At 75.8% G+C, this 19,695-nt stretch carries 17 protein-coding genes; 8 read left to right on the top strand and 9 right to left on the bottom strand.

All coding sequences use genetic code 11. The features are described 5' to 3' along the window. The first annotated feature begins 69 nt into the window (after window positions 1–69). A complete protein-coding gene (locus ACIQ9P_RS29765; RefSeq protein WP_402362802.1) occupies window positions 70–2,166 on the top strand; it encodes an MMPL family transporter in 2,097 nt (698 codons plus the stop codon). A gap of 72 nt (window positions 2,167–2,238) precedes the next feature. Further along, entirely contained in the window at window positions 2,239–3,276 is a 1,038-nt protein-coding gene (sph, locus tag ACIQ9P_RS29760) for a sphingomyelin phosphodiesterase (protein ID WP_402362799.1), read from the top strand. Window positions 3,277–3,307: 31 nt separating this feature from the next. Here the strand turns inward: sph and ACIQ9P_RS29755 are convergent, their stop codons facing one another. The 3 genes from ACIQ9P_RS29755 to ACIQ9P_RS29745 are packed head-to-tail and all read right to left on the bottom strand — an operon-like array spanning window position 3,308 to window position 8,566. Further along, entirely contained in the window at window positions 3,308–3,616 is a 309-nt protein-coding gene (locus ACIQ9P_RS29755) for a hypothetical protein (RefSeq protein WP_402362796.1), read from the bottom strand. A gap of 3 nt (window positions 3,617–3,619) precedes the next feature. Beyond that, the gene (locus ACIQ9P_RS29750; protein WP_402362793.1) at window positions 3,620–6,817 is read right to left on the bottom strand and encodes an SNF2-related protein; all 3,198 of its coding nucleotides are present in this window, start codon (window positions 6,815–6,817) and stop codon (window positions 3,620–3,622) included. A 39-nt stretch (window positions 6,818–6,856) separates the two neighbouring features. After that, window positions 6,857–8,566, bottom strand: coding sequence for an FAD-dependent monooxygenase (locus ACIQ9P_RS29745; RefSeq protein WP_402362790.1), 1,710 nt, complete (start codon window positions 8,564–8,566; stop codon window positions 6,857–6,859). A gap of 258 nt (window positions 8,567–8,824) precedes the next feature. On the opposite strand from ACIQ9P_RS29745, the gene ACIQ9P_RS29740 reads away from it, so the two are divergent. From ACIQ9P_RS29740 to ACIQ9P_RS29720, 5 genes are all read left to right on the top strand, one after another. Further along, window positions 8,825–9,016 carry a YegP family protein gene (locus tag ACIQ9P_RS29740; protein WP_402362787.1) on the top strand — a complete coding sequence of 64 codons (192 nt, stop codon included), beginning with the start codon at window positions 8,825–8,827 and terminating at the stop codon, window positions 9,014–9,016. Between the two features lie 145 nt (window positions 9,017–9,161). Further along, entirely contained in the window at window positions 9,162–10,475 is a 1,314-nt protein-coding gene (locus ACIQ9P_RS29735) for a glycosyltransferase family 4 protein (RefSeq protein WP_402362784.1), read from the top strand. Continuing rightward, window positions 10,472–11,626 carry a glycosyltransferase gene (locus ACIQ9P_RS29730; protein ID WP_402362781.1) on the top strand — a complete coding sequence of 385 codons (1,155 nt, stop codon included), beginning with the start codon at window positions 10,472–10,474 and terminating at the stop codon, window positions 11,624–11,626. Before ACIQ9P_RS29735 ends, ACIQ9P_RS29730 begins: the two co-directional genes overlap by 4 nt. A gap of 169 nt (window positions 11,627–11,795) precedes the next feature. Beyond that, window positions 11,796–12,758: an SGNH/GDSL hydrolase family protein gene (locus tag ACIQ9P_RS29725; RefSeq protein ID WP_402362779.1), complete on the top strand. Its 963-nt coding sequence runs from the start codon at window positions 11,796–11,798 to the stop codon at window positions 12,756–12,758. A gap of 150 nt (window positions 12,759–12,908) precedes the next feature. Continuing rightward, window positions 12,909–14,024 carry an NUDIX hydrolase gene (locus tag ACIQ9P_RS29720; protein WP_402362776.1) on the top strand — a complete coding sequence of 372 codons (1,116 nt, stop codon included), beginning with the start codon at window positions 12,909–12,911 and terminating at the stop codon, window positions 14,022–14,024. 32 nt (window positions 14,025–14,056) lie between these two features. On the opposite strand, the gene ACIQ9P_RS29715 is transcribed toward ACIQ9P_RS29720, so the two are convergent. From ACIQ9P_RS29715 to ACIQ9P_RS29695, 5 genes are all read right to left on the bottom strand, one after another. Then, window positions 14,057–14,854: a maleylpyruvate isomerase family mycothiol-dependent enzyme gene (locus ACIQ9P_RS29715; RefSeq protein WP_402362773.1), complete on the bottom strand. Its 798-nt coding sequence runs from the start codon at window positions 14,852–14,854 to the stop codon at window positions 14,057–14,059. Between the two features lie 239 nt (window positions 14,855–15,093). After that, window positions 15,094–15,468 carry a hypothetical protein gene (locus ACIQ9P_RS29710; protein WP_266273136.1) on the bottom strand — a complete coding sequence of 125 codons (375 nt, stop codon included), beginning with the start codon at window positions 15,466–15,468 and terminating at the stop codon, window positions 15,094–15,096. Between the two features lie 164 nt (window positions 15,469–15,632). Next, window positions 15,633–16,025 (bottom strand): roadblock/LC7 domain-containing protein, encoded by a 393-nt coding sequence (locus tag ACIQ9P_RS29705; RefSeq protein WP_402362769.1) that lies wholly within the window; start codon window positions 16,023–16,025, stop codon window positions 15,633–15,635. 82 nt (window positions 16,026–16,107) lie between these two features. Beyond that, on the bottom strand, window positions 16,108–17,280 hold the full coding sequence (locus ACIQ9P_RS29700) for a hypothetical protein (RefSeq protein WP_402362766.1): 1,173 nt from the start codon (window positions 17,278–17,280) through the stop codon (window positions 16,108–16,110). After that, the gene (locus tag ACIQ9P_RS29695; protein ID WP_402362763.1) at window positions 17,277–17,660 is read right to left on the bottom strand and encodes a hypothetical protein; all 384 of its coding nucleotides are present in this window, start codon (window positions 17,658–17,660) and stop codon (window positions 17,277–17,279) included. Before ACIQ9P_RS29695 ends, ACIQ9P_RS29700 begins: the two co-directional genes overlap by 4 nt. A gap of 753 nt (window positions 17,661–18,413) precedes the next feature. On the opposite strand from ACIQ9P_RS29695, the gene ACIQ9P_RS29690 reads away from it, so the two are divergent. After that, window positions 18,414–19,061, top strand: a complete 648-nt coding sequence (locus ACIQ9P_RS29690) for an alpha-ketoglutarate-dependent dioxygenase AlkB (protein ID WP_402362760.1) — start codon at window positions 18,414–18,416, stop codon at window positions 19,059–19,061. 41 nt (window positions 19,062–19,102) lie between these two features. On the opposite strand, the gene ACIQ9P_RS29685 is transcribed toward ACIQ9P_RS29690, so the two are convergent. Continuing rightward, window positions 19,103–19,630 carry a nucleotidyltransferase domain-containing protein gene (locus ACIQ9P_RS29685; RefSeq protein WP_402362757.1) on the bottom strand — a complete coding sequence of 176 codons (528 nt, stop codon included), beginning with the start codon at window positions 19,628–19,630 and terminating at the stop codon, window positions 19,103–19,105. Between the last annotated feature and the right edge of the window lie 65 nt (window positions 19,631–19,695).

Here is a 19,695-nt window from a genome sequence, read left to right as displayed (position 1 = left end):
ACCGCAGCCCGCGCCACTCGGCCCGCACCCGCACCCGCAAGCCGCAGCCCCGAGAACGGTGGTCCCCCGATGAGCCCGACCCGGAGACTGGCCGAGCTGCCGTGCGGACGCCGCAGCAAGTGGGTGGTACTGGCCCTGTGGCTGATCCTGCTGGTGGCGGCGGGCCCGCTGGCGGGCAGGCTCACCGACGTCGAGGACAACCAGGCGTCCAGTTGGCTGCCCGGCAACGCCGAGTCCACCCAGGTGCTCGACGAGCAGCGCGCCTTCCAGCCGGTGGACACCGCCCAGGCGGTGGTGGTCTACGTCCGGGACAGCGGCATCACCGCCGCCGACAAGGCCGAGGCCGCCGAGGACGCCCGGGCCTTCGCCTCCGCCCCGCACGTGGTCGGCCCGGTGACCGGGCCGGTGGAGTCCGCGGACGGCAAGGCGCTGCAGACCATCGTGTCGGTGGACATCGGCACCGGCGGCTGGCAGGACCTCCGCCCGGCGGTGGACAGCCTGCGCGCCACCGCCGCCGACCACAGCCTCGGCATGACCACCCATGTCACCGGCCCGGCCGGGGTCGGCGCCGACCAGGCCGAGGCGTTCGCCGGAATCGACTCCACCCTGCTCGCCGCCACCGTCGCGGTGGTGATCGTCCTGCTGCTGCTCACCTACCGCAGCCCGGTGCTGTGGATGCTGCCACTGTTCTCGGCGGCCGGGGCGCTGGTGGTCACCCAGGCGGTGATCTACCTGCTGGCCGACCACGCCGGACTGACCGTCAACGCGCAGAGCGCCGGCATCCTGATCGTGCTGGTGCTCGGCGCGGGGACGGACTACGCCCTGCTGCTGACCGCCCGCTACCGGGAGGAGCTGCGCCGGCACCAGGACCGGCACGAGGCGATGGCCTTCGCCCTGCACCGGGCCGGTCCGGCGATCCTCGCCTCGTCCGCGACCGTGGTCGCCTCGATGCTCTGCCTGCTGGTCGCGGAGATGAACTCGACCAGCGGTCTCGGCCCGGTCTGCGCGATCGGCGTCCTGGTGGCGCTGGCGGCGATGACGACCCTGCTGCCCGCGCTGCTGGTGATCCTCGGACGGTGGGTGTTCTGGCCGGTGCGGCCCGCCTTCGGCACGCCGGAACCGACCCGGTCCGGGCGCTGGGCGCACGTCGGCGAGTGGATCGCGCGACGGCCGCGCAAGGTGTGGGTCGGCACCGCGCTGGCGCTGGCGGCCTGCTGCGTCGGACTGGTCTCGTTGAACGCCACCGGGCTCAGCACGGCCGGCAGCTTCACCGGGACGCCGGACTCGGTGGTCGGCCAGCAGGCCCTGGAGGAGCACTTCCCGGCCGGGACCGGCGCGCCGCTGAGCGTGGTCTCGGCGGCCGGGGAGAGCGGTGCGGTCCGCGCGGTCACCGCGGCCACGCCCGGGATCGCGAGCACCACGGAGCCGACGTTCCACGAGGGGCGGGCACTGTTCCGGGCGACGCTCACCGACCCGCCGGACAGCCAGGCCGCGAAGGACACCGTGGACCGGCTCCGGACCGCGGTGCACGCCGTGCCGAACGCCGACGCCCAGGTCGGCGGTTCGACGGCGGTGGTGCTGGACGCGGGCCGGGCCGCGACCTCCGACAACCGGACCGTCATCCCGCTGGTGCTGGGGGTGGTGCTGGTGATCCTGGCGCTGCTGCTGCGAGCGGTCACCGCGCCGCTGGTGCTGATCGCCACCGTCGTCCTCTCCTACGCGGCGGCGCTGGGCATCAGCGCGTTCTTCTTCGAGCACGTCTTCCACTTCGAGGGGCAGGACAACTCCTTCCCGCTGTTCGTGTTCGTCTTCCTGGTGGCACTGGGGATCGACTACAACATCTTCCTGATGACCCGGGTGCGGGAGGAGGCCGGGCAGCACGGCACCCGGCGGGGGGCGGTGGCCGGGCTGGCGGCGACCGGCGGGGTGATCACCTCGGCCGGCCTGATCCTGGCCAGCACCTTCGCCGTGCTGGGCACGCTGCCGGTGGTGGGTTTCGCCGAGATCGGCTTCGCGGTGGCCCTCGGGGTGCTGCTGGACACCCTGGTGGTGCGGTCCGTCCTGGTGACCGCGCTGACCGTCGACCTGGACCGGCGGATGTGGTGGCCCAGCGCGTTGTCCGGACAAGTTCCTCCGTCCGAGGAGGAGTTGGCCAGACAGCTTTAAGTTACCAATGAGTTCATATGGTTATCGTTCACTGTCTGGACGAGTGTGGCCCGGCCTCGCTTCACTGCGCACATGCCAACTCCCTCCACGCGCCGCCCCGGCGCGCGCCTCGCCGCGGTGTGCACCGCTGCCGCCGCTCTGCTCGCCCCGCTCGCCGCCGCGCCGAGCGCCCTCGCCGCCCCCGCGGCGGGCACCGCTTCGGCGGGCACCGCCGCCCAGGCCGCCGCGCTCCCGACGGTCCCGGCGCTCAAGGTGCTGACGTACAACATCTTCCTGATGAGCAAGAGTCTCTACCCCAACTGGGGCCAGGACTACCGGGCCAAGGCCATCCCGGCCACCGGCTTCTTCCAGGGCCAGGACGTCGTGGTGCTCCAGGAGGCGTTCGACAACGCCGCCTCCGACGCCCTGGTCGCCCAGGCTTCGGCGCAGTACCCGTACCACACCCCCGTGGTCGGCCGCTCGACCGGCGGCTGGGACGCCACCTCCGGCAGCTACAGCTCCACCACGCCCGAGGACGGCGGGGTCACCCTGCTCAGCAAGTGGCCGATCCTCCGCAAGGAGCAGTACATCTTCAAGGACGCCTGCGGGGCGGACTGGTGGTCCAACAAGGGCTTCGTCTACGCCGTGCTGAACGTCAACGGCGTGCGCACCCACGTCATCGGCACCCACCTCCAGTCCACCGACTCCGGCTGCTCGAACGGCCAGCCGGCCGCCGTCCGGGCCGCCCAGCTCAAGGCGATGAAGGCGTTCGTCGACGCCAAGAACATCCCGGCCGCCGAGCCGATCGTGCTCGCCGGTGACCTCAACATCGACTCGCACGGCAGCGAGTACCCCTCGCTGCTGGCCAACGCGGGCGTCGCCCCGGCCACCACCCGCGACGGCTGGGTCAACTCCTTCGACACCGCGGACAACTCGATCGCGTCCTACCGCTACCCCGGCGAGCCGAAGGAGGACCTCGACTACGTCCTCTACCGCGCCGACCACGCGCGCCCGGCCGCCTACACCAACTCGGTGGTCCGCTTCCACAGCGCGCCCTGGACGGTCAGCAGCTGGGGCACCAGCTACACCTACAACGACCTGTCCGACCACTACCCGGTCACGGCGGGCTGAGCCCCCGGCTCCGCGCGGCGGTCCACCGGGGTCAGCCGGCCCCGGTGAACCGCCGGTAGGCGGCGGCCAGTCCGGCCTCCAGCGGGCGTCCGCGCAGCGTGAGGCCGGACGGGCCCAACTCGTCCAGCGCGGTCGGCGCTCCGGCCCGCCCGGGGTCGACCGGGTCCGGCACCCGGCCGCGCCAGTAGACGTCGAGCAGCTCGGCGAGCGGCCGGTCGGCCGGGCGTTCCGGACGGCGTTCGGGACGGCGGTCGGCACGGTGCTCCGCGCGGCCTTCCGGGCGGTACTCGGAAGAGCGGTCCGAAGGGCTCGCGGGGGGCACGGGGGTCGCATCGGCCACGGGTCACACTCCGATCGAATCGGCCGACAGATCGAGCAGCTCCCGCAGCCGCCCGGCCGGGAGTTCGGCCAGCCACTGCTCGTCGGCGCCGACCACCGCCTCGGCCAAGGTCCGCTTGGCGGTGAGGAGTTCGTCGATCCGTTCCTCGACCGTGCCCGCGCAGACCAGCCGCCGCACCTGCACGTCCCGGCGCTGGCCGATCCGGTGCGCGCGGTCGGTGGCCTGGTCCTCCACCGCCGGGTTCCACCAACGGTCCAGGTGCACCACCTGGTTGGCGGCCGTCAGATTGAGCCCGGTGCCGCCCGCCCGGAGCGACAACAGGAACACCCGCGGCCCGTCCGGCGACTGGAAGCGCTCGACCATGGCGTCCCGGCGCCCGCGCGGCACCCCGCCGTGCAGATAGAGCACCTCCTCGCCCAACTTCCGCCGCAGGTAGGGACGGAGCATCGCACCGAACTCGGCGTACTGGGTGAACACCAGCGTCCGGTCCCCCTCCGCCAGCGCCTCCGTCAGCAGCTCGACCAGCCGCTCCACCTTGCCCGAGCGGCCCGCCACCGCCGTGCCGTCGTGCAGCAGCTGGGCCGGGTGGTTGCACACCTGCTTGAGCCGGCCGATCGCCGCCAGCACCGCGCCCTTGCGCTCGACCCCGCGCAGCCCGCCCAACCGCTCCAGCAGATCGGTCACCACCGCCCGGTAGAGCCCGGCCTGCTCGGCGGTCAGCGAGCAGGTGACGGTGAACTCCTGCTTGGCGGGCAGGTCCTGGACGATCTGCGGATCGCTCTTGCGGCGGCGGAGCAGGAACGGACCGGTGACCCGCCGCAGCCGGGACGCCGCGTCCACGCTGCCGGTCTGCTCGACCGGGTTGGCGAACCGCTCCCGGAACGACTCCGGGCTGCCGAACAGCCCCGGGTTGGCGAAGTCCAGCACGGCATGCAGATCGGCCAGGCGGTTCTCCACCGGGGTGCCGGTGAGCGCGATCCGCGGACCGGAGCGCAGCGAGCGCAGCGCCCTGGACTGCCGGGCCGAGCGGTTCTTGATGTGCTGCGCCTCGTCGGCGACGATCCGCCGCCAGTGGATCCGGCGCAGCTCGGCGGCGTCCCGCTGGACCACCCCGTACGTGGTGATGACCAGGTCCGGGAGGTCGGCGGGGTCGGCGGACCCGTCGAGGCCGGGGCCGAGGCCGGCGCCGGGGCCGGGCACGGCCGGGGCGGGCGCGGTGCGGTCGGGGCCGTGGTGGACGTGCACCCGCAGGCCGGGCGCGAAGGCGGCGGCCTCCCGGCGCCAGTTGCCGACCAGCGACATCGGGCAGACCAGCAGCACCGGTCCGCGCGCCCCGCGTTCCCGTTCCAGGGCGAGCAGGGCCAGGGTCTGCACCGTCTTGCCGAGCCCCATGTCGTCGGCCAGAACCGCGCCGAGGCCGAGCCGGCCGAGCGCGTCCAGCCAGGCCAACCCGCGCCGCTGGTACGGGCGGAGGGTGCCGGTGAAGCCCTCGGGCAGCTCCGGGACCCGGTCCGCCGGGCCCGGCCGCCCGGCCAACAGGTCACCGATCGGCCCGGCCGCCCGCACCTCGGTGACCGGCAGCCCGTCCACCACCACGCCGTCGTCCACGGCCAGTCGCAGCAGTTCGACCGGCGCCATGGTGCCGGTGCCGTGCTCGGCCAGGAACCTCACGGCGACGGCGAGCTGGGCCTGGTCGACCTCGACCCAACGGCCCCGCAGCCGGACCAGTCCCTGCTGGGCGGCGGCGAGATCGGCCAACTCGCGCTCGGTCAGCGTGACGTCGCCCAGGGCGAGCCGCCACTCGAAGGCCAGCACGGCGTCCCGGTCGACCTGCGCGGTGCGGCGCACGGCCGCCGGGCCGTCGGCGGGCGCGCCCGCCGACAGGACCAGACCGAGCCGGGGGCGGCGCTGCCACCACGCGGGCAGCAGCACGCCGAAGCCGGCGGCGGTCAGCGCGGGCGCGTCCTCGCGCAGGAAGCGCAGGGCACCGGCCCGGCCGAGCCGGGCCTCGGTGGGGAAGGTGCCGGTGAGCAGGGCGCGCAGCTCCGGGGCGACCCGGACGGCGCGGGCCAACTCCTCGTGGAACGCCTCGACCGGATCCCCGGCCTCGGCGGGGACGGCGTCGGCCAGGGCCTCCCGGGCCGGATCACCGACCCCGGGGCGCAGGGCGGCGGCGGGGACCACCAGCGACGGGCGGTCGACGGCGCGCACCAGCAGGTCGAGGCGCCAGGAGTCGGCGTCGTCCCCGGTGGGACCGGTGTCCGGGGCGGCGACGTCCGGGTCGGCGTCGTGGCCCAGCGGTTCGGTGAGCCGGAAGTCCAGCCGCAGCGGCCCGTCCTCCGGTCGGGCCGCCTGCCAGACCGCGAGCCGTTCGGGCAGCCCGGCGGGCGGCACCTGGCCGAGCCGGCCGTCGGGGGTGTGCAGAGCGGCCAGGAACGGCTCGGCGGGCGGGTCGAGGTCGGCCAGGGCGACCCGGGCCTCCTGGTCGAGCAGCGCGTCGAGGACCCCGGTGAACAGGGCGCCGGCGGACGGCGGCGCGGGCGTGCCGTCGGGGGAGGCCGGCGCCGGGTGCTCGGCCCGGCACACCGGGGGGCACCCGGCGACCAGCGCGGCCGACTCCCGGCGGGCCGGCGCGTCCGGAGCGGGCCGCCAGCGGGCGTACCACTCCCCCGCCTCCTCGACCGGCACCGGCAGCAGCCGCCCCCGCCCGACCAGCCGCCACGCCAGGTCGTGCACGGCCGCCAGCCAGCGCACCGAGGCGCCGTACACCAGCTCGGCCGGTGTGCCGTCCGGCAGCTGGACCGTCGCGCCCGGCCAGTGCGGATCGTGCAGGGCGCCGAGCAGTTGCGCGGCCTGGGAACGGTCGAAGAGCAGCGCCGGCACCCGCCACGGGCTCAGCCCGACCCCGCGCGACGCGGCCCCGACCGGCAGGTCCGGCGACGGCACGGGCCGCCCGCCGAGGCCGGGCAACAGCAATCCGGTCCAGCGCTCGACGGCCTGCTCGGCCAGCCACCCCAGCCCCGGCCCGACCGAGCCCAGCAGCCGCGCCACCTCCCCCGCCGGACAGGCGAACGGGTGCGCCGTCCCGCCGCGGTCGGCCCGGTCCCCGGGTTCGTACGCGTCCCCCCGGTGGACCGCCGCGTCCTCCGCCCAGACGGCGAGCCGGCCGTCGGCTCGCCAGAGCGCGTGCAGGGCGTACATCGGCGGGCGGCACCTCTCCTCGGGACGGGGTCCTTCACCCTAGCCCTCACCTCGGACAACGCCCGGCGGGGCGGCCGCCGCCGGAGGCCCGGCGAACGTGCGACGCAGGTGGGCGGTCAGGGCGGCGGGGGTCGGGGCGGGGAACCGGGCGGCCAGGTAGCCGTCCGGGCGGACGACGAACGCCTCGCCCCCGGCCGGTGCCCAGGCGGTGCGGAACGAGCCGGCCGCGTCCCGCGCGTACGGCAGCAGCAGTCCCTCCGGCGGCGGGGTGTCGTCGGCCAGCACCACGTGGACATCCAGCAGACCGTGCGCCGCCGTGCGGGCCGCGTCGGCCAGCGCGTGCAGGTGCTCCGCCCGCGCCGCGCCGTCGGCCCGGGCGCCCGGGTACAGCAGCAGCGTGTGGTGCGGACGGTCCCGCAGCAGGTCGAACAGCCGCTGGGGGAAGGCGGTCAGCGGCCGTTCCAGCCCGGCGCAGTCGGGTGCGCGGTCCCCGGCGCGCGGTCCGGCGCCGCCCTCGCCGTCCTCGGCGCCCGCACCACCCGCGCCGTTCAGCGGTCCGCCCCGGTAGTTCACCAGCAGCTGTGCCTGGCGCAGCAGCACCGTGGTCCGGTCGTCGCCGTCCGCCTCGCCCCGGGCGTGCCGCACGGTGCGGCCGACCACCTCCGCCCCGACCGGGTGGCGCTCGGCGTGGTAGCTGTCGAGCAGCCCCTCGGCGGCGGCCCCGCGCAGGGCGAGCGCGAGCTTCCAGGCCAGGTTCCAGGCGTCCTGGACGCCGGTGTTCAGGCCCTGGGCCCCGGTGGGCGGGTGGATGTGGGCGGCGTCACCGGCCAGGAACACCCGCCCGACCCGGTACCGGTCGGCCAGTCGGTGGCTGATCCGGAAGACCGAGGACCAGCGCAGCGCCCCCGCCGTCGCGGGCCGGGGCGAGAGCCGGTCCAGCACCGCCTGGATGTCCGCCAGTCCGGGCCCCTGTCCGCCGGCCAGACCGTGCTCGACCTCCCCGCCGTCCGCGCCGTCGCCGCCGTCCGCCGAGCCGTCCGGACCGGACGGGACCAGCATCGACACCCGGTAGCGGTGGTGCCCCGGCAGCGGGATGCAGACGAGCACGTCGTCGGGCGCGCCGTCGCCGGTACGGCGCAGGCACCGCACGCCGTAGCCCCCGGGCAGGTCCCAGTCGACCTCGACGTCCCCGAGCATGTACCGCTCCGGGAAGGCGTCGCCCGCGAAGTCGACGCCGATCGCCCGGCGCACCCGGCTGTGCGCGCCGTCGCAGCCCAGCACGTACCGCGCCCGCAGCACGGCCGGGCCGTCCGGGGTCGCCAGTTCGGCCCGGACGTGGTCGTCCTCCTGGTCGAGGCCGAGCAGCTCGGTGCCGCGCTCGACCCGGGTCCCGAAGCCGGCCAGGTGCTCGGTGAGCAGCCGCTCGGTGGTGTCCTGCGGGAGCGCGGCGAACCGGTAGGGCACCTCGGCGGGCAGCTCCAGCTCCAGCCGCGGGCCGGGCTCGCCGTCGACGAAGGTGAGCTGGCCGAGCAGCGGCACCGCCTCGTCGAGGACCCGGCCGACCAGGCCCATCGCCTCCCACACCTCCAGGGTGCGGGGCTGGATGCCGACGGCCTTGGCATAGGGCTGGGGCCGGTCCAGCCGGTCGACGATCCGGCAGCCGACGCCGCGGCGGCGCAGTTCGGCGGCGGCCGTCAGCCCGACCGGTCCGGCGCCCACGACCAGGACCTCCGTCTCCGTGTCCGCCATCACCGCTCCTCCGCGACCGGGACCGTCCCCGTCTCCAGACTCCCGCGCCCCCTCCCGGGCCCGCCACTCGTGGCGGGCCCGACGCCACCGCCCACGTCCACGCCGCCGCCGACCGCGGCCGCCCCCGCCGCCGCCGCCGCCCGGGCCGTCCCCGCGCGGCCGCCCCGGGCACCCGAACGCGTCATCTGACGGGCAGGGCCGGGTGATTGCTCCTACGTTGCGTTGCGAGGGGGCCACCGAAGGAAAGGCGAACACTCCATGGCCGGCAAGTTCGAGCTGTACACCGACGACAGCGGCATGCACCGGTTCCGGCTCAAGGCGAGCAACGGGACGGTGGTGGTGACCGGCGACCCGCAGGAGAACCGGGACGACTGCCTCAAGAGCATCGAGTCGATCCGCAAGCTCGCGCCCTACGCGGAGCTGAAGGAGGCGACCGCGGGGGTGGCCTGAGCGGCTCGGTGACGTCCCGGTGACGTCTCGCTGACGCCCCACGGAGAGTGGGACGCGGGTCGGTGGCACAATTCGCCGACCCGCGTTCGTTTGTACGACAGATCCCTTTGGCCGCCTGCACGCCGGACCCGGACAGAACACTGGCATGCGTGTCGTCATCGTCACCGAGTCCTTTCCCCCCGAGGTCAACGGCGTCGCCCACAGCGTGCTGCGGACCGCCGAGCACCTGCTCCGCCGGGGACACCAGCCGCTCGTCGTCACCCCGGCGCCCGCGCGCGGCGCGCAGAGCCCCTCGCACACCTTCGGCGCCGGCGGCGTGCCGGACGAGCTGCCGGTGGTGCGTGTGCCCTCCGTCCCGCTGCCCGGCTACCCACAGGTCCGGATCGCGCTCCCGAGCCGCCAACTGGCCGCCGCGATCCACGGCCACCGGCCCGACCTCGTCCACCTGGCCAGCCCGTTCGTGCTCGGCGCGCGCGGCGCGCAGGTCGCCGCCCGGCTCGGCCTGCCGATCGTCGCCGTCTACCAGACCGACCTCGCCGGGTACGCGCACGCCTACCGGGCCGGGCGCGGGCTCGGCGAGGCCGCCGCCTGGCACCGGATCCGCACCGTCCACGGCCTCGCCGCCCGGACCCTCGCGCCGTCGACACCCGCCGCCCAGGACCTGACCGCGCACGGGGTCTCCAGGGTCCAGCTGTGGCCGCGCGGCGTGGATTCGGCGCGCTTCCACCCCCGCCACCGCGACGAGGCGCTGCACCGGGCGCTCGCCCCCGGCGGCGAGGTGCTGGTCGGGTACGTCGGACGGCTCGCGCCGGAGAAGCGGGTGGACCTGCTCGCCGAGACCGCGACCCTGCCCGGCGTCCGGGTGGTGGTCATCGGTGACGGGCCCTCCGCGCCCGGGCTGAAGTCCGCGATGCCCGGCGCGGTCTTCCTCGGCCGGCGCACCGGCGAGGAGCTGGCCCGATGTTTCGCGACCCTGGACGTCTTCGTGCACACCGGGCCGCTGGAGACCTTCTGCCAGACCATCCAGGAGGCGATGGCCAGCGGGGTCCCGGTGATCGGCCCGGCCGCCGGCGGACCGCTCGACCTGGTGGCGCACCACCGAACCGGCCTGCTCGTCCCGCCCCGCGACGGCGCGGCGGTGGCCCGGGCGGTGACCGCCCTGGCCGGGGACGCGGAGCTGCGGGCGGCGTACGGGCGCGCCGGGCGGGCGGAGGTGACCGCGCGCACCTGGGAGGCGGTCGGGGACCTGCTGCTGCGGCACTACGCCGAGGTGCTGGCGGAGCACCGCGGGGTGGCGGTCACGGTCGCGGACGCGGCGGACGGGATCGTGGCGGGGGCCGGGGCGGCGGCCGGCGGGGCGGACGCGACCCCGACCGTCGGCCCTGTCCCGGCGCCGACCCCGCCACCGGCCCCGGCCGCTCCGCCGACCGCTCCACTGACGGAGGACCTGCCCGCATGACCACCGGCTCGCTCCGGATCGTCCGGGTGGCCAACTTCGTCACCCCCGTCTCCGGCGGACTGCGGACCGCACTGCGCCACCTCGGCGCCGGCTACCGGGCCGCCGGGCACACCCCCGTGCTGGTCGTGCCCGGGAAGCGTCGCGCCGTCGAGGAGGACGAGCAGGGGCTGGTCGTCACCCTGCCCGGTCCCGTGCTTCCCGGCAGCGGCGGCTACCGGCTCCTCACCGACCGCCGGGCGGTGGCCGCCGAACTCGAACGGCTCGCCCCCGACCGGCTGGAGGTCTCCGACCGCACCACCCTGCGCTGGACGGGCGCCTGGGCCCGACGGCACGGTGTGCGGGCCGCGATGGTCTCGCACGAGAGCGCGGTCGGGCTGCTGCGCACCTGGGGCCTGCCCGGCCCGGTCGCGGGGGCCGCCGCGAACCGGCTCAACGGGCGAACCGCCCGGTGCTACGACACGGTGATCTGCACGACGGAATGGGCCGCCGCCGAATTCCGCCGCCTGGGCGTGCGCAACCTCGCCCGCGCCCCGCTGGGCGTGGACCTGGCCGCCCTGCGCCCGCCGGACGACGACACCCGGGCCGCCGAACGCACCCGGTACGCGGACCCGGCCCAGGTGCTGCTGGTGCTCTGCTCCCGGCTCTCCACCGAGAAGCGCCCCGAGCTCGCGCTCGACGCCCTGGAGGCGCTCCGGTCCACGTCCACCGGCCCCGGGGCCGTCCTGGCGGTGGCCGGTACCGGGCCACTGCGCTCCCGGCTCGCGGCCTCCGCCGCGCGGCGCCGACTGCCCGTGCACTTCCTCGGCCACCTGGCCGGGCGGGCGGCCGTCGCCCGACTGCTCGGCTGCGCGGACGTGGTGCTCGCGCCGGGGCCGGTGGAGACCTTCGGGCTGGCCGCGCTGGAGGCGCTCGCCTGCGGCACCCCGGTCGCGGTCAACCGGGGCTCGGCCCTGCCCGAGCTGATCGGCGCCGCCGGGGTGGCCGCCGAACCGACCGGCGCGGGGTTCGCGGCGGCGGTGCGCGAGCTGCTCTCGCGCCCCGAGCCGGACCGCCGTGCCGCCGCCCGCGCCCGGGCCGAGCACTACGGCTGGCCGACGGCGGTCTCGGCCTTCCTCACCGCCCACGGCGCGGCCCCGGTCGCGACCGGCTGAGCCATCAGGCGGGCGGAGTGGGACGTCGATCCCGCCGACTTCCCACTCCGGTGCACAGCGGGACTGCGGGGCTTCGGGAGAGCAGGACAGCGGCACCGCACGGAACGACACAGCACGACAGCGGCAGGGAACGGCCGGACCGGACGGTCCGGGAACGGTGGGAGGTGCGATGAACACGATCGCGGCGGTGGACGACGACGGAGGAGGCGGCACCGTACCCGGTGCCGCAGGAGGAGCGGTCCGCCCGGGCGGACGAACAACCGGCGAAGCGGTGCGGTTCGTCGCCCTCGGCGACTCGCTCACCGAAGGCATCGGCGATCCGATCGCCGACGGATGGCGCGGCTGGGCGGCCCTGCTCGCCCGGTCGCTGGCCCCACCGCAGACCGGTGTCGAGTTCACCAACCTCGCGCGCAGCGGCGCGCTCACCACCGACCTCACCGCGGAACAACTGCCGGCGGCCCTCGCGCTGCGCCCGCGGTTCGCCGCCGTGGTGGCGGGCGGCAACGACACCCTGCGGTCCGGCTTCGACGTGGAACGCACCACCCGGGCCCTGGACACCGTCCTCGGCGGGCTCACCGACACCGGCGCCGTGGTCCTGACCGCCTGTCTGCCGGACCCGGGCTCCCTGCTGCGGCTGCCCCGCCCGCTGGCCCGCCCGCTCGCCCGGCGGATGCGCGCGGTGAACACCGTGGTCCACGCGCTCGCCGTCCGCCACCGGGCCGTCCACCTGCACATCGCCGAACTGCCGTGGACGGCCGAGCGGCAACTGCTCAGCGTCGACCGTCTGCACCCGAGCGCCGAGGGCCATCACCTGATCGCGCGCGGGTTCCACGCGCTGCTCACCGCCACCGACCACCCGCTCGGCCCCGTCCCCGCCCCGGTACCGACGGAGCCCCCGCCCGGCACCCTGGCCGACGTCCGGTGGATGGCCACCCGCGGCACCCGCTGGGTCGTCGACCGCAGCACCGACCTCCTTCCGGGCCTGGTGGCCCTCGCCGCCGTCGAGGGCTACGCCCGCCTGCGCGGCGCCACCGACCGCCAGGACCACCGAATGACCCGGGCCACCACCACCGCCCTCGCCTCCCTCCCCGCCCCACCCCGTCCCCGACCCGACCCGACACCCCCGACCTGACCTGGACGTCCACGCCCCCGGACCGACCGCCGGCACGTCGTGCCCGAACCGAAGCGTCGAACCGCCACCGCGCCGGAGCGGGGTGGGCGGGAACCGGAGTGGTCGGTCGGGGTGTCCTGGCCCGTGACCGGACGGGCGAAGGGGGTACGGATGGTGGCGGGGGCTTCGGGGCAGGAGTTGCTGGCGGCGGCGGGGGTGCTGTTCCCGGACGGGCGGGGGCGGGTGCTGGTGGTGCGGTTGCCGTACGACCGGAAGCATCCGGTGGGGGTGCCGGGCGGCGGCTGGGACCCGCAGGACGGCTCGCCGCGACGGACGGCGGTGCGCGAGATCGAGGAGGAGCTGGGTTTCACGCCCCGGCTGGGGCCGCTGGCCTGCCTGGACTGGACGCTGGACGACCACCGTCCGCCGATCGCCGCCCACCTGTACTGGGCCGAGCCGCTGACGCCGGAACAGGCGGCGGCGTTCACTCCGGACCGGGCCGAGGTGGGTGGCTGGGCCTGGTTGACGCCGGAACAGGCGGGCCGGGCGCTGCCGCCCCGGCTCTCCCGGCGGGTGACGGCCTGTCTGCGGGCGCCCCGCGCCGCCGGGCCGCTGGAACTGGAGGACGGCCACCCGGTCGGGCACGTCCTGGACGCGCTGAAGCCCGGTCCGGTCCCGGAGTACACCGGCCCGGCGGGGCTGTCGGAGCTGTCCGCGTGGTGGCCGTCGACGGCGGGCGCCCCGCCGGTCGCCGCCGCGCCGCCGCTGGACCGGGACGCCTACATCGCCGGCCGCCCGCGGATCCGGGCCAAGGCGCGGACGGTGTTCACCGACGGGGCGGGCCGGGTCCTGCTGGTCCGGCTACGGCCGTGGGACCTTCCGGGCGGCGAGGTGCCGTACTGGACGCTGCCGGGCGGCGGGATCGAGGCGGACCGGGAGCAGCCCCGGGCGGCGGCGCGCCGGGAGGTCCGGGAGGAACTGGGCTGGTCCTGCGAGCCCGGACGGCTGCTGGCCCTGGACTGGCTGCCGGGGCGGGAGGCGGATCCGGCCGCCGACCGGGACACCACCCAGCTGGTGTACCTGTTCGACGGGGGCACGGTGGGCGAGGAGTTGCTCTCCTCGATCGTGCTGGCCCCGGACGAACTGGTCGAGTGGCGGCTCTGCGCACCGGCGGAGGCGCGGGCACTGTTGTCGCCCGCCTCCTGGGCGCGGACGGCGGCCGCGCTGGCGGCGCGGGGCCGACCGGGCGGCCCGGCCGAACTGGTCGGCGGGTACCCGGCCGGCTGAGCCGCGGCGCCGCGGCTCCGGGCAGTCGCGCCCTACGCCTCCGGCTCCCAGGCGCGGAGCAGGTCGAGCAGCCCCGCGTCGCCGTCGACGCGCAGGGACGCGGCCGGGATGCGGTCGTACAGGTAGACGACCAACTCGCCGGCCGTGCCGTGCACGGCGGCACCGGCCGCGTCCAGGTCCTCGCCCGCCGCGGCGGTGGGCGAGGCGATGCGGGTGGTGCGGGCGCCGTCACCGTCGACCGTGAGCCGCCAGGAGCGGCCCTCGGTGGCGTGGAAGTCGAAGGCCGTGGGCTTGTGCGGCCAGGGGCTCGACGTCGCGCAGACGCTGAAGAGGAACTCCTCCACCCCGTCGAGGGCGACGTCGACCGGCAGCGGTTGCGCGGTGCCCCCCGCGAGCTGGGCGTCGTAGGTGTGCACCGTGGTCTCCTGGACCCGGTGCCGGGCGACCCCGCCCGCGGTGCGCGGCGTCTGCAGGTCGCTCCACCACGCCCAGCAGGCGGCGTCCGGACCGGCCTCGCGCAGTGTGGTCAGCAGGACCTCCGTCGACGCGGCCAGCCAGGCCACCAGGGCCTCGCGCTCCTGCGGCGGCTCCAGGGCGGCGCGCGCGGCGACGGCCTCGGCCGGGGGACCGTCGGCGGGACCCGCGCCGACGATGGCGGCCCAGAATCGGTCGCCCCCACCCAGGTGCTTCACCAGATCGAACAGCGTCCACCCGGGGCAGGTCGGCACCGGTGCGTCGAGACCGGGCGCGGCGGCGACCACGGCGCGGAAGGCGATGGACCGTTCGTCGATCAGTCGCAGCAGCTCGGGGAACTCAAGATTCTTTTCCACGCCGGATGTCTATCACCGGGCCCCGGTGATCGGACAGCGATTTTCCCGGTCGCCCGCGGCCGCCCGGGCTGCCCGGGGCAACAGCCCTGCGGCTGAGCCGCGTCGGTCCGGCCCGCGGGGGCCGGCGGCGTCCCGCCGGCCCCCGCGGGCCGCTCCCGGACGGCACCGGCCCCCGGCCGACCGGACCACTGCTCGGCCCGGTCGGCCGCCGGGGAGCCCGGCGGCCGGAGGGGCGCCGGTCAGACCTCCAGCTCCGCCTCGACCTTGGTGAGCTGGTGACGGGCCATCGCCAGGTTCGCCCGGCCCTTGTCCAGCGCCAGGTAGAGGAAGAGGCCCTTGCCGCTGCGGCCGGTGAGCGGGCGGATCAGGTGGTACTGGCTGCTGAGGGTGATGAGGATGTCCTCGATCCCGTCACCCAGGCCGAGCATGTCCATGGTGCGCATCTTGGCCCGCACCACGTCGGTGTTGCCGGCGGCCGCGACGTTGAGGTCGAAGCCGCCGGGGCCGTCGAGGGTGGCGAGCGCCATGCCGCTGTTGTAGTCGACCAGGGCCGCGCCGATGGCGCCCTCGATCACGGTCATGGCCTGCTTGAGCGCGCCTGCGGCGTCGGTCATGTCACTGTCTCCAGTTCGTCGGTGCGTCGGTGCGTCGGTGCGTCGGTACGCCGAGAAATCGGTGTGCGGGTGCGTGGAAATCGGTACATCGGTAGGTCGGTACATCGGTAGGTCGGTAGGTCGGTACGTCGATGAATCGGCCCGCCGGAGCCCCGGAGCGGCTGTCAGTTCTCCCGGGCGTCCTTGGGCAGGAGGGTGTCGTTCAGCAGCGCGGTGATCCGCTGGGCGGACCGCCGGGCCTCCAGGTGCAGGCGGCCGACGTTCGCGTCCGGGTGGGCGAGGAGGGTGAGCACGCAGCTCCCTCCCGCCGCGTAGGTGGCGACGTAGCCGTGCTCACCGCGGACCAGCGACTCCCGGAACTCGCCCTGGCCGGTGGTGTCGGCCAGCCGTTGGGCCAGGCTGAGCGAGGCGGCGGTCATCGCCGCCAGGCCCGAGGGTTCGGTCCCGTGGGTGTCGTGGGCGACCAACAGGCCGTCCACACTGGCCACCAGACCGCCGGCGAGGTGAGGTACCCGGTGCTTTATGGCGCGGAGTTCGGCCAGCAGCTCGGTCTCCAAGGCGATCAGTTGTCTCCTTCCGACACGCTGCTTGAGCGCCCGCCTCATGGCCGTGCGGGGGGCGTCGCGGGCGGGGAGTGGTTCAAAGTCTGGCCTCCAGAAGGGTTCGGATCCGGATCAGCAGCGCTGTGTCCGGATCGGCGGCGGTGAGCGGGAGGACACGGGTGAGCGACCTGGACGCGGCCTGTTCCGGCACGGTCGGAGCCGTCGGGACGGGCGGGGCGGACGGCGGCGCCGTCGCGTGGCCGGTGAGCGCCGCCAGCGCCGCCCCGGGCACACGCCGGTGCAGGCCGCGGGGCCTCCTCGGCCCCGGCACCGCGTCGACCGCACCGGTCCCGCCGACCGCACCGCCGACCACGCCGGGTCCGGTGCCCGGCCCGGCCCCCGCCGCGCACCCGCTTCCGGCGGGTCTCCCGACCGGATGCCCGACCGGATTCCCGCCGGGGGGTCCGACGGGGCTCCCGCTCGCGGCCCCCGCGAGCAGTCCGGCGGCGGCGAGGCGGCGGACGTCCGCCGTGGTCGCGAACGCGGAACGGCCGAACAGCCGGGCCAGCTCCGCCGCGCCTCTCCGGCCGTCCGCGTGGTCGAGCAGCTCGTACTGGCGCCGGGTCGGCGGGCGCACCCGGCGGGCGTGGCGCCCGGGGGCGGGGGCCGGGGCGACGGTCCGGCGCAGCGGCACGGTGTCGAGCTGCGCCGAGGGCCAGATCCGGTCGAGCAGGTGCCGTCGGCGTTCGGCCTCGCGACGGAGCCGGTCGGCGGCGACGGCGGCCACCGGGCCGAGCCAGTGCCGCAGGCCCGGGGCGAAGGTCCAGGAGGCGAGGGTGGCGGGAGTGTCGAGCAGGAAGCAGGCCGCGTCGTAGAGGGCGCCGAGATGGCAGAGTTCGAGTTCGCCGCGGGTGACCCGGCCCTGTTCGACCAGGGCTTCGCCGACCCGGGCGTACGGACCGAAGCGGTGGACGGCCTCCTGCCAGCTGTCCGGGTCGAGCCGGCCGCTGGTGGTGAGCAGGGTGGCTAGGTCGGGTGCCCGGTCGGACTCGGCGTGGGTGATCAGGCCGTCGACGAGGTGGACGGTTCCGGCGGGGCCGCGCAGGGCGCCGGTGGCCCGTTCGGCGGCGAGCCGTTCGACGGCCGCGCCCGGGGTCCAGCCGGGCTCGGCCCCGACCGGGAGCACGGGCGCCACCGGGCCGGCCGGTGGCCGGAAGCCGACCTGGGTACCGGCGGTCGCGGCCGGGTCACTGGTGACGGGGTTCGTCATCCGAGCACCAGTTCCTCGGCGAGCGACTGGAGCCGGTAGCGGGCTCCGGCGAGGTTGCCCTCGGCCCGGTCCAGCCAGAGATGCAGGACGAGCCGGCTGTCGAAGACGGTATCGATGAAGCAAAGCAGGTGGTAACTGCGGCCCGCGGTCAGGATGATGTCCTGCAACGGTGCTTCGCTGTCCTCCGCCGCGGTGAAGGTGGCCCCCTCCACGGCCGCCCGGACCAGGTCGGTCGCCTCCGCCGCCGTGGTGTCGTGGTCGCCGGTGGGACTGACTCCGACGCTGCCCAGGGCGAGGCCGCTGCTCCAGTCGATCAGACCGGCGGCGCGGGCCCCGGCGATCGCCATCGCCTGGGACAGGCACTCGTCGATACCCGGCACTCGGGCTCCTTCGGAGGGGTTCGGGGAGGAAAGGGCGCAGGACGCGGCGCAGCACGCGGCCGTCGGGCGCCGACCGGACCGCCACGACGAGTGGCGGGTTCGACACGGAAGGCTACTGCCGGATCTCGTACGACGAACATTCCAATGGCATATTCACACCACAACCCGGTATTTTCAGCCATCCTTTGACGCATCGTCAGTCCGCGACGCGCGCCATCACCGCTGCCCGTACGCCAGTACGCCGCACGAACGAACGATCCACCTGGCACGGGACCTTGGCCGATTGTCGGCCGCGCCGATGGGTTTCGGGCCCCGGATGCGATAGGACCGGAGGCATCCGGACCCCGGGCGCCCGCACCGGGCACACGCACCGGGCACACGCACCGGGCCGGACGTCCGCGACCGGGCACCCGCACCGAAGCGGGCACCCGCGGCCGGCCGGCCCGACCACCGGGGCCGCTCCGGCACAACGACGAAGCGGCCGCCCCCCGAGGGGGACGACCGCTTCCGCTGGAGCGCCAGGCCCGGGTTGCACGGACTCTCCCTACTGAAAGTAGGACGTGCTCTGGTAGCACCGCTGACGCCTGTTCGATCCGATCCGAACTCCGCTCTGCGAAGATCGTTTCCTCTCGACGGGTTGAACACTAGCAGGCGATCGCCCCAGGTCAGAAATCGGTTCAGCGACCCCCGCCCCCGAATCCCGCCCCCCGCTCCATTCGCATGCATGTTCGATTCTAGGCGTAGGCTGGAACCATGAGCACCACCGCCGCCGTCCACCGCCAGCCGTCCCTGTTCGACGACCCGGGCCCGGCCGGACCGGCCCTCGGGCCGCTGACCGGGGTGCGCCGCGAGGTTCTGGCGGCGGGAGCCTGGGTGGATGTGCTGCCCGGCTGGCTGCGCGGTGCCGACCTGCTGTTCGAACAGCTGGCCGCGGAGGTGCCCTGGCGGGCCGAACGCCGCGAGATGTACGAGCGGACCGTCGACGTCCCCCGGCTGCTCGCCTCCTACCGGGAGGACGACCCGCCGCCGCACCCGGTGCTGGACGCGGCCCGGGCGGCGCTGAGCGGGTACTACCGACCCGAGCTGGGCGAGCCGTTCCGCACCCTGGGGCTCTGCTACTACCGGGACGGCCGGGACAGCGTGGCCTGGCACGGCGACCGGATCGGCCGCGGGGAGCGCGAGGACACCATGGTGGCGATCCTGTCCGTCGGCGAGCCCCGGGCCCTGCTGCTGCGGCCACGGGGCGGCGGCGGGCCGGTGCTCCGGCACCGGCTGGGGCACGGCGACCTGCTGGTGATGGGCGGCTCCTGCCAGCGGACCTGGGAGCACGCCGTCCCCAAGACCGCCGGACCGGCGGGGCCCCGGATCAGCGTCCAGTTCCGGCCGCGCGGCGTCTCCTGACCGCAGCGGCTCCTGACCCCGGCGCCGAACCCGCGTGGGCCCTACGCCCCGACCAGGGCCGCCCGCAGCCGGGCGATGTCCTCGGCGTCCTTGGCCCGCCGGGGGCGACGCGGGTCCCAGATCGGCATCATCCTCTTGATCTCGATCTGCGCCCCGACGGCCACCACCGGGCAGACCAGCCCGTCGAGCCGCCCGGGCGGCCCGGCCAGCAGTCCGTCCGGCCAGGCCCTCCCGGCCCAGGGCCCGCCGGCCACCAGCACCCGGCCGTCCGGCGCGAGGTCCACCAGGGCGAAGCTCGACTCCAGCCCGTCCTTGACGAAATCCAGCTGCTGCTCCGACGGGACGCCCTCCAGTGGCGCGTACCCGAGGGCGCCGAGGCCGGCCGCGAGCGCGGCGGCGTCGGCGGCCGGGGCGAACCAGTCGATGTCCTCGTGGTCGCGGGTCCGCTCGCCGAGGAAGAAGTCCATCGCCCAGCCGCCCCGCAGCCAGACACGGGTGCCGAGACGGCGGGCGAGGCCCACCGTCTCGGCGATCTGCGCGAGTTGCCCGTCGGCACGTTCCCGGTCCATGGACCCCACCTCCACGGGCCCGGACGCTACACCCGCCGCAGCCTCTCCGTCGCGGCGGTTTCCGC

The sequence above is a fragment of the Kitasatospora sp. NPDC094019 genome, from assembly GCF_044764505.1.
Classification (GTDB): Bacteria; Actinomycetota; Actinomycetes; order Streptomycetales; family Streptomycetaceae; genus Kitasatospora.
Note: the sequence above shows the minus strand (reverse complement) of the source record. Positions and strands in the feature narration are given on the sequence as shown.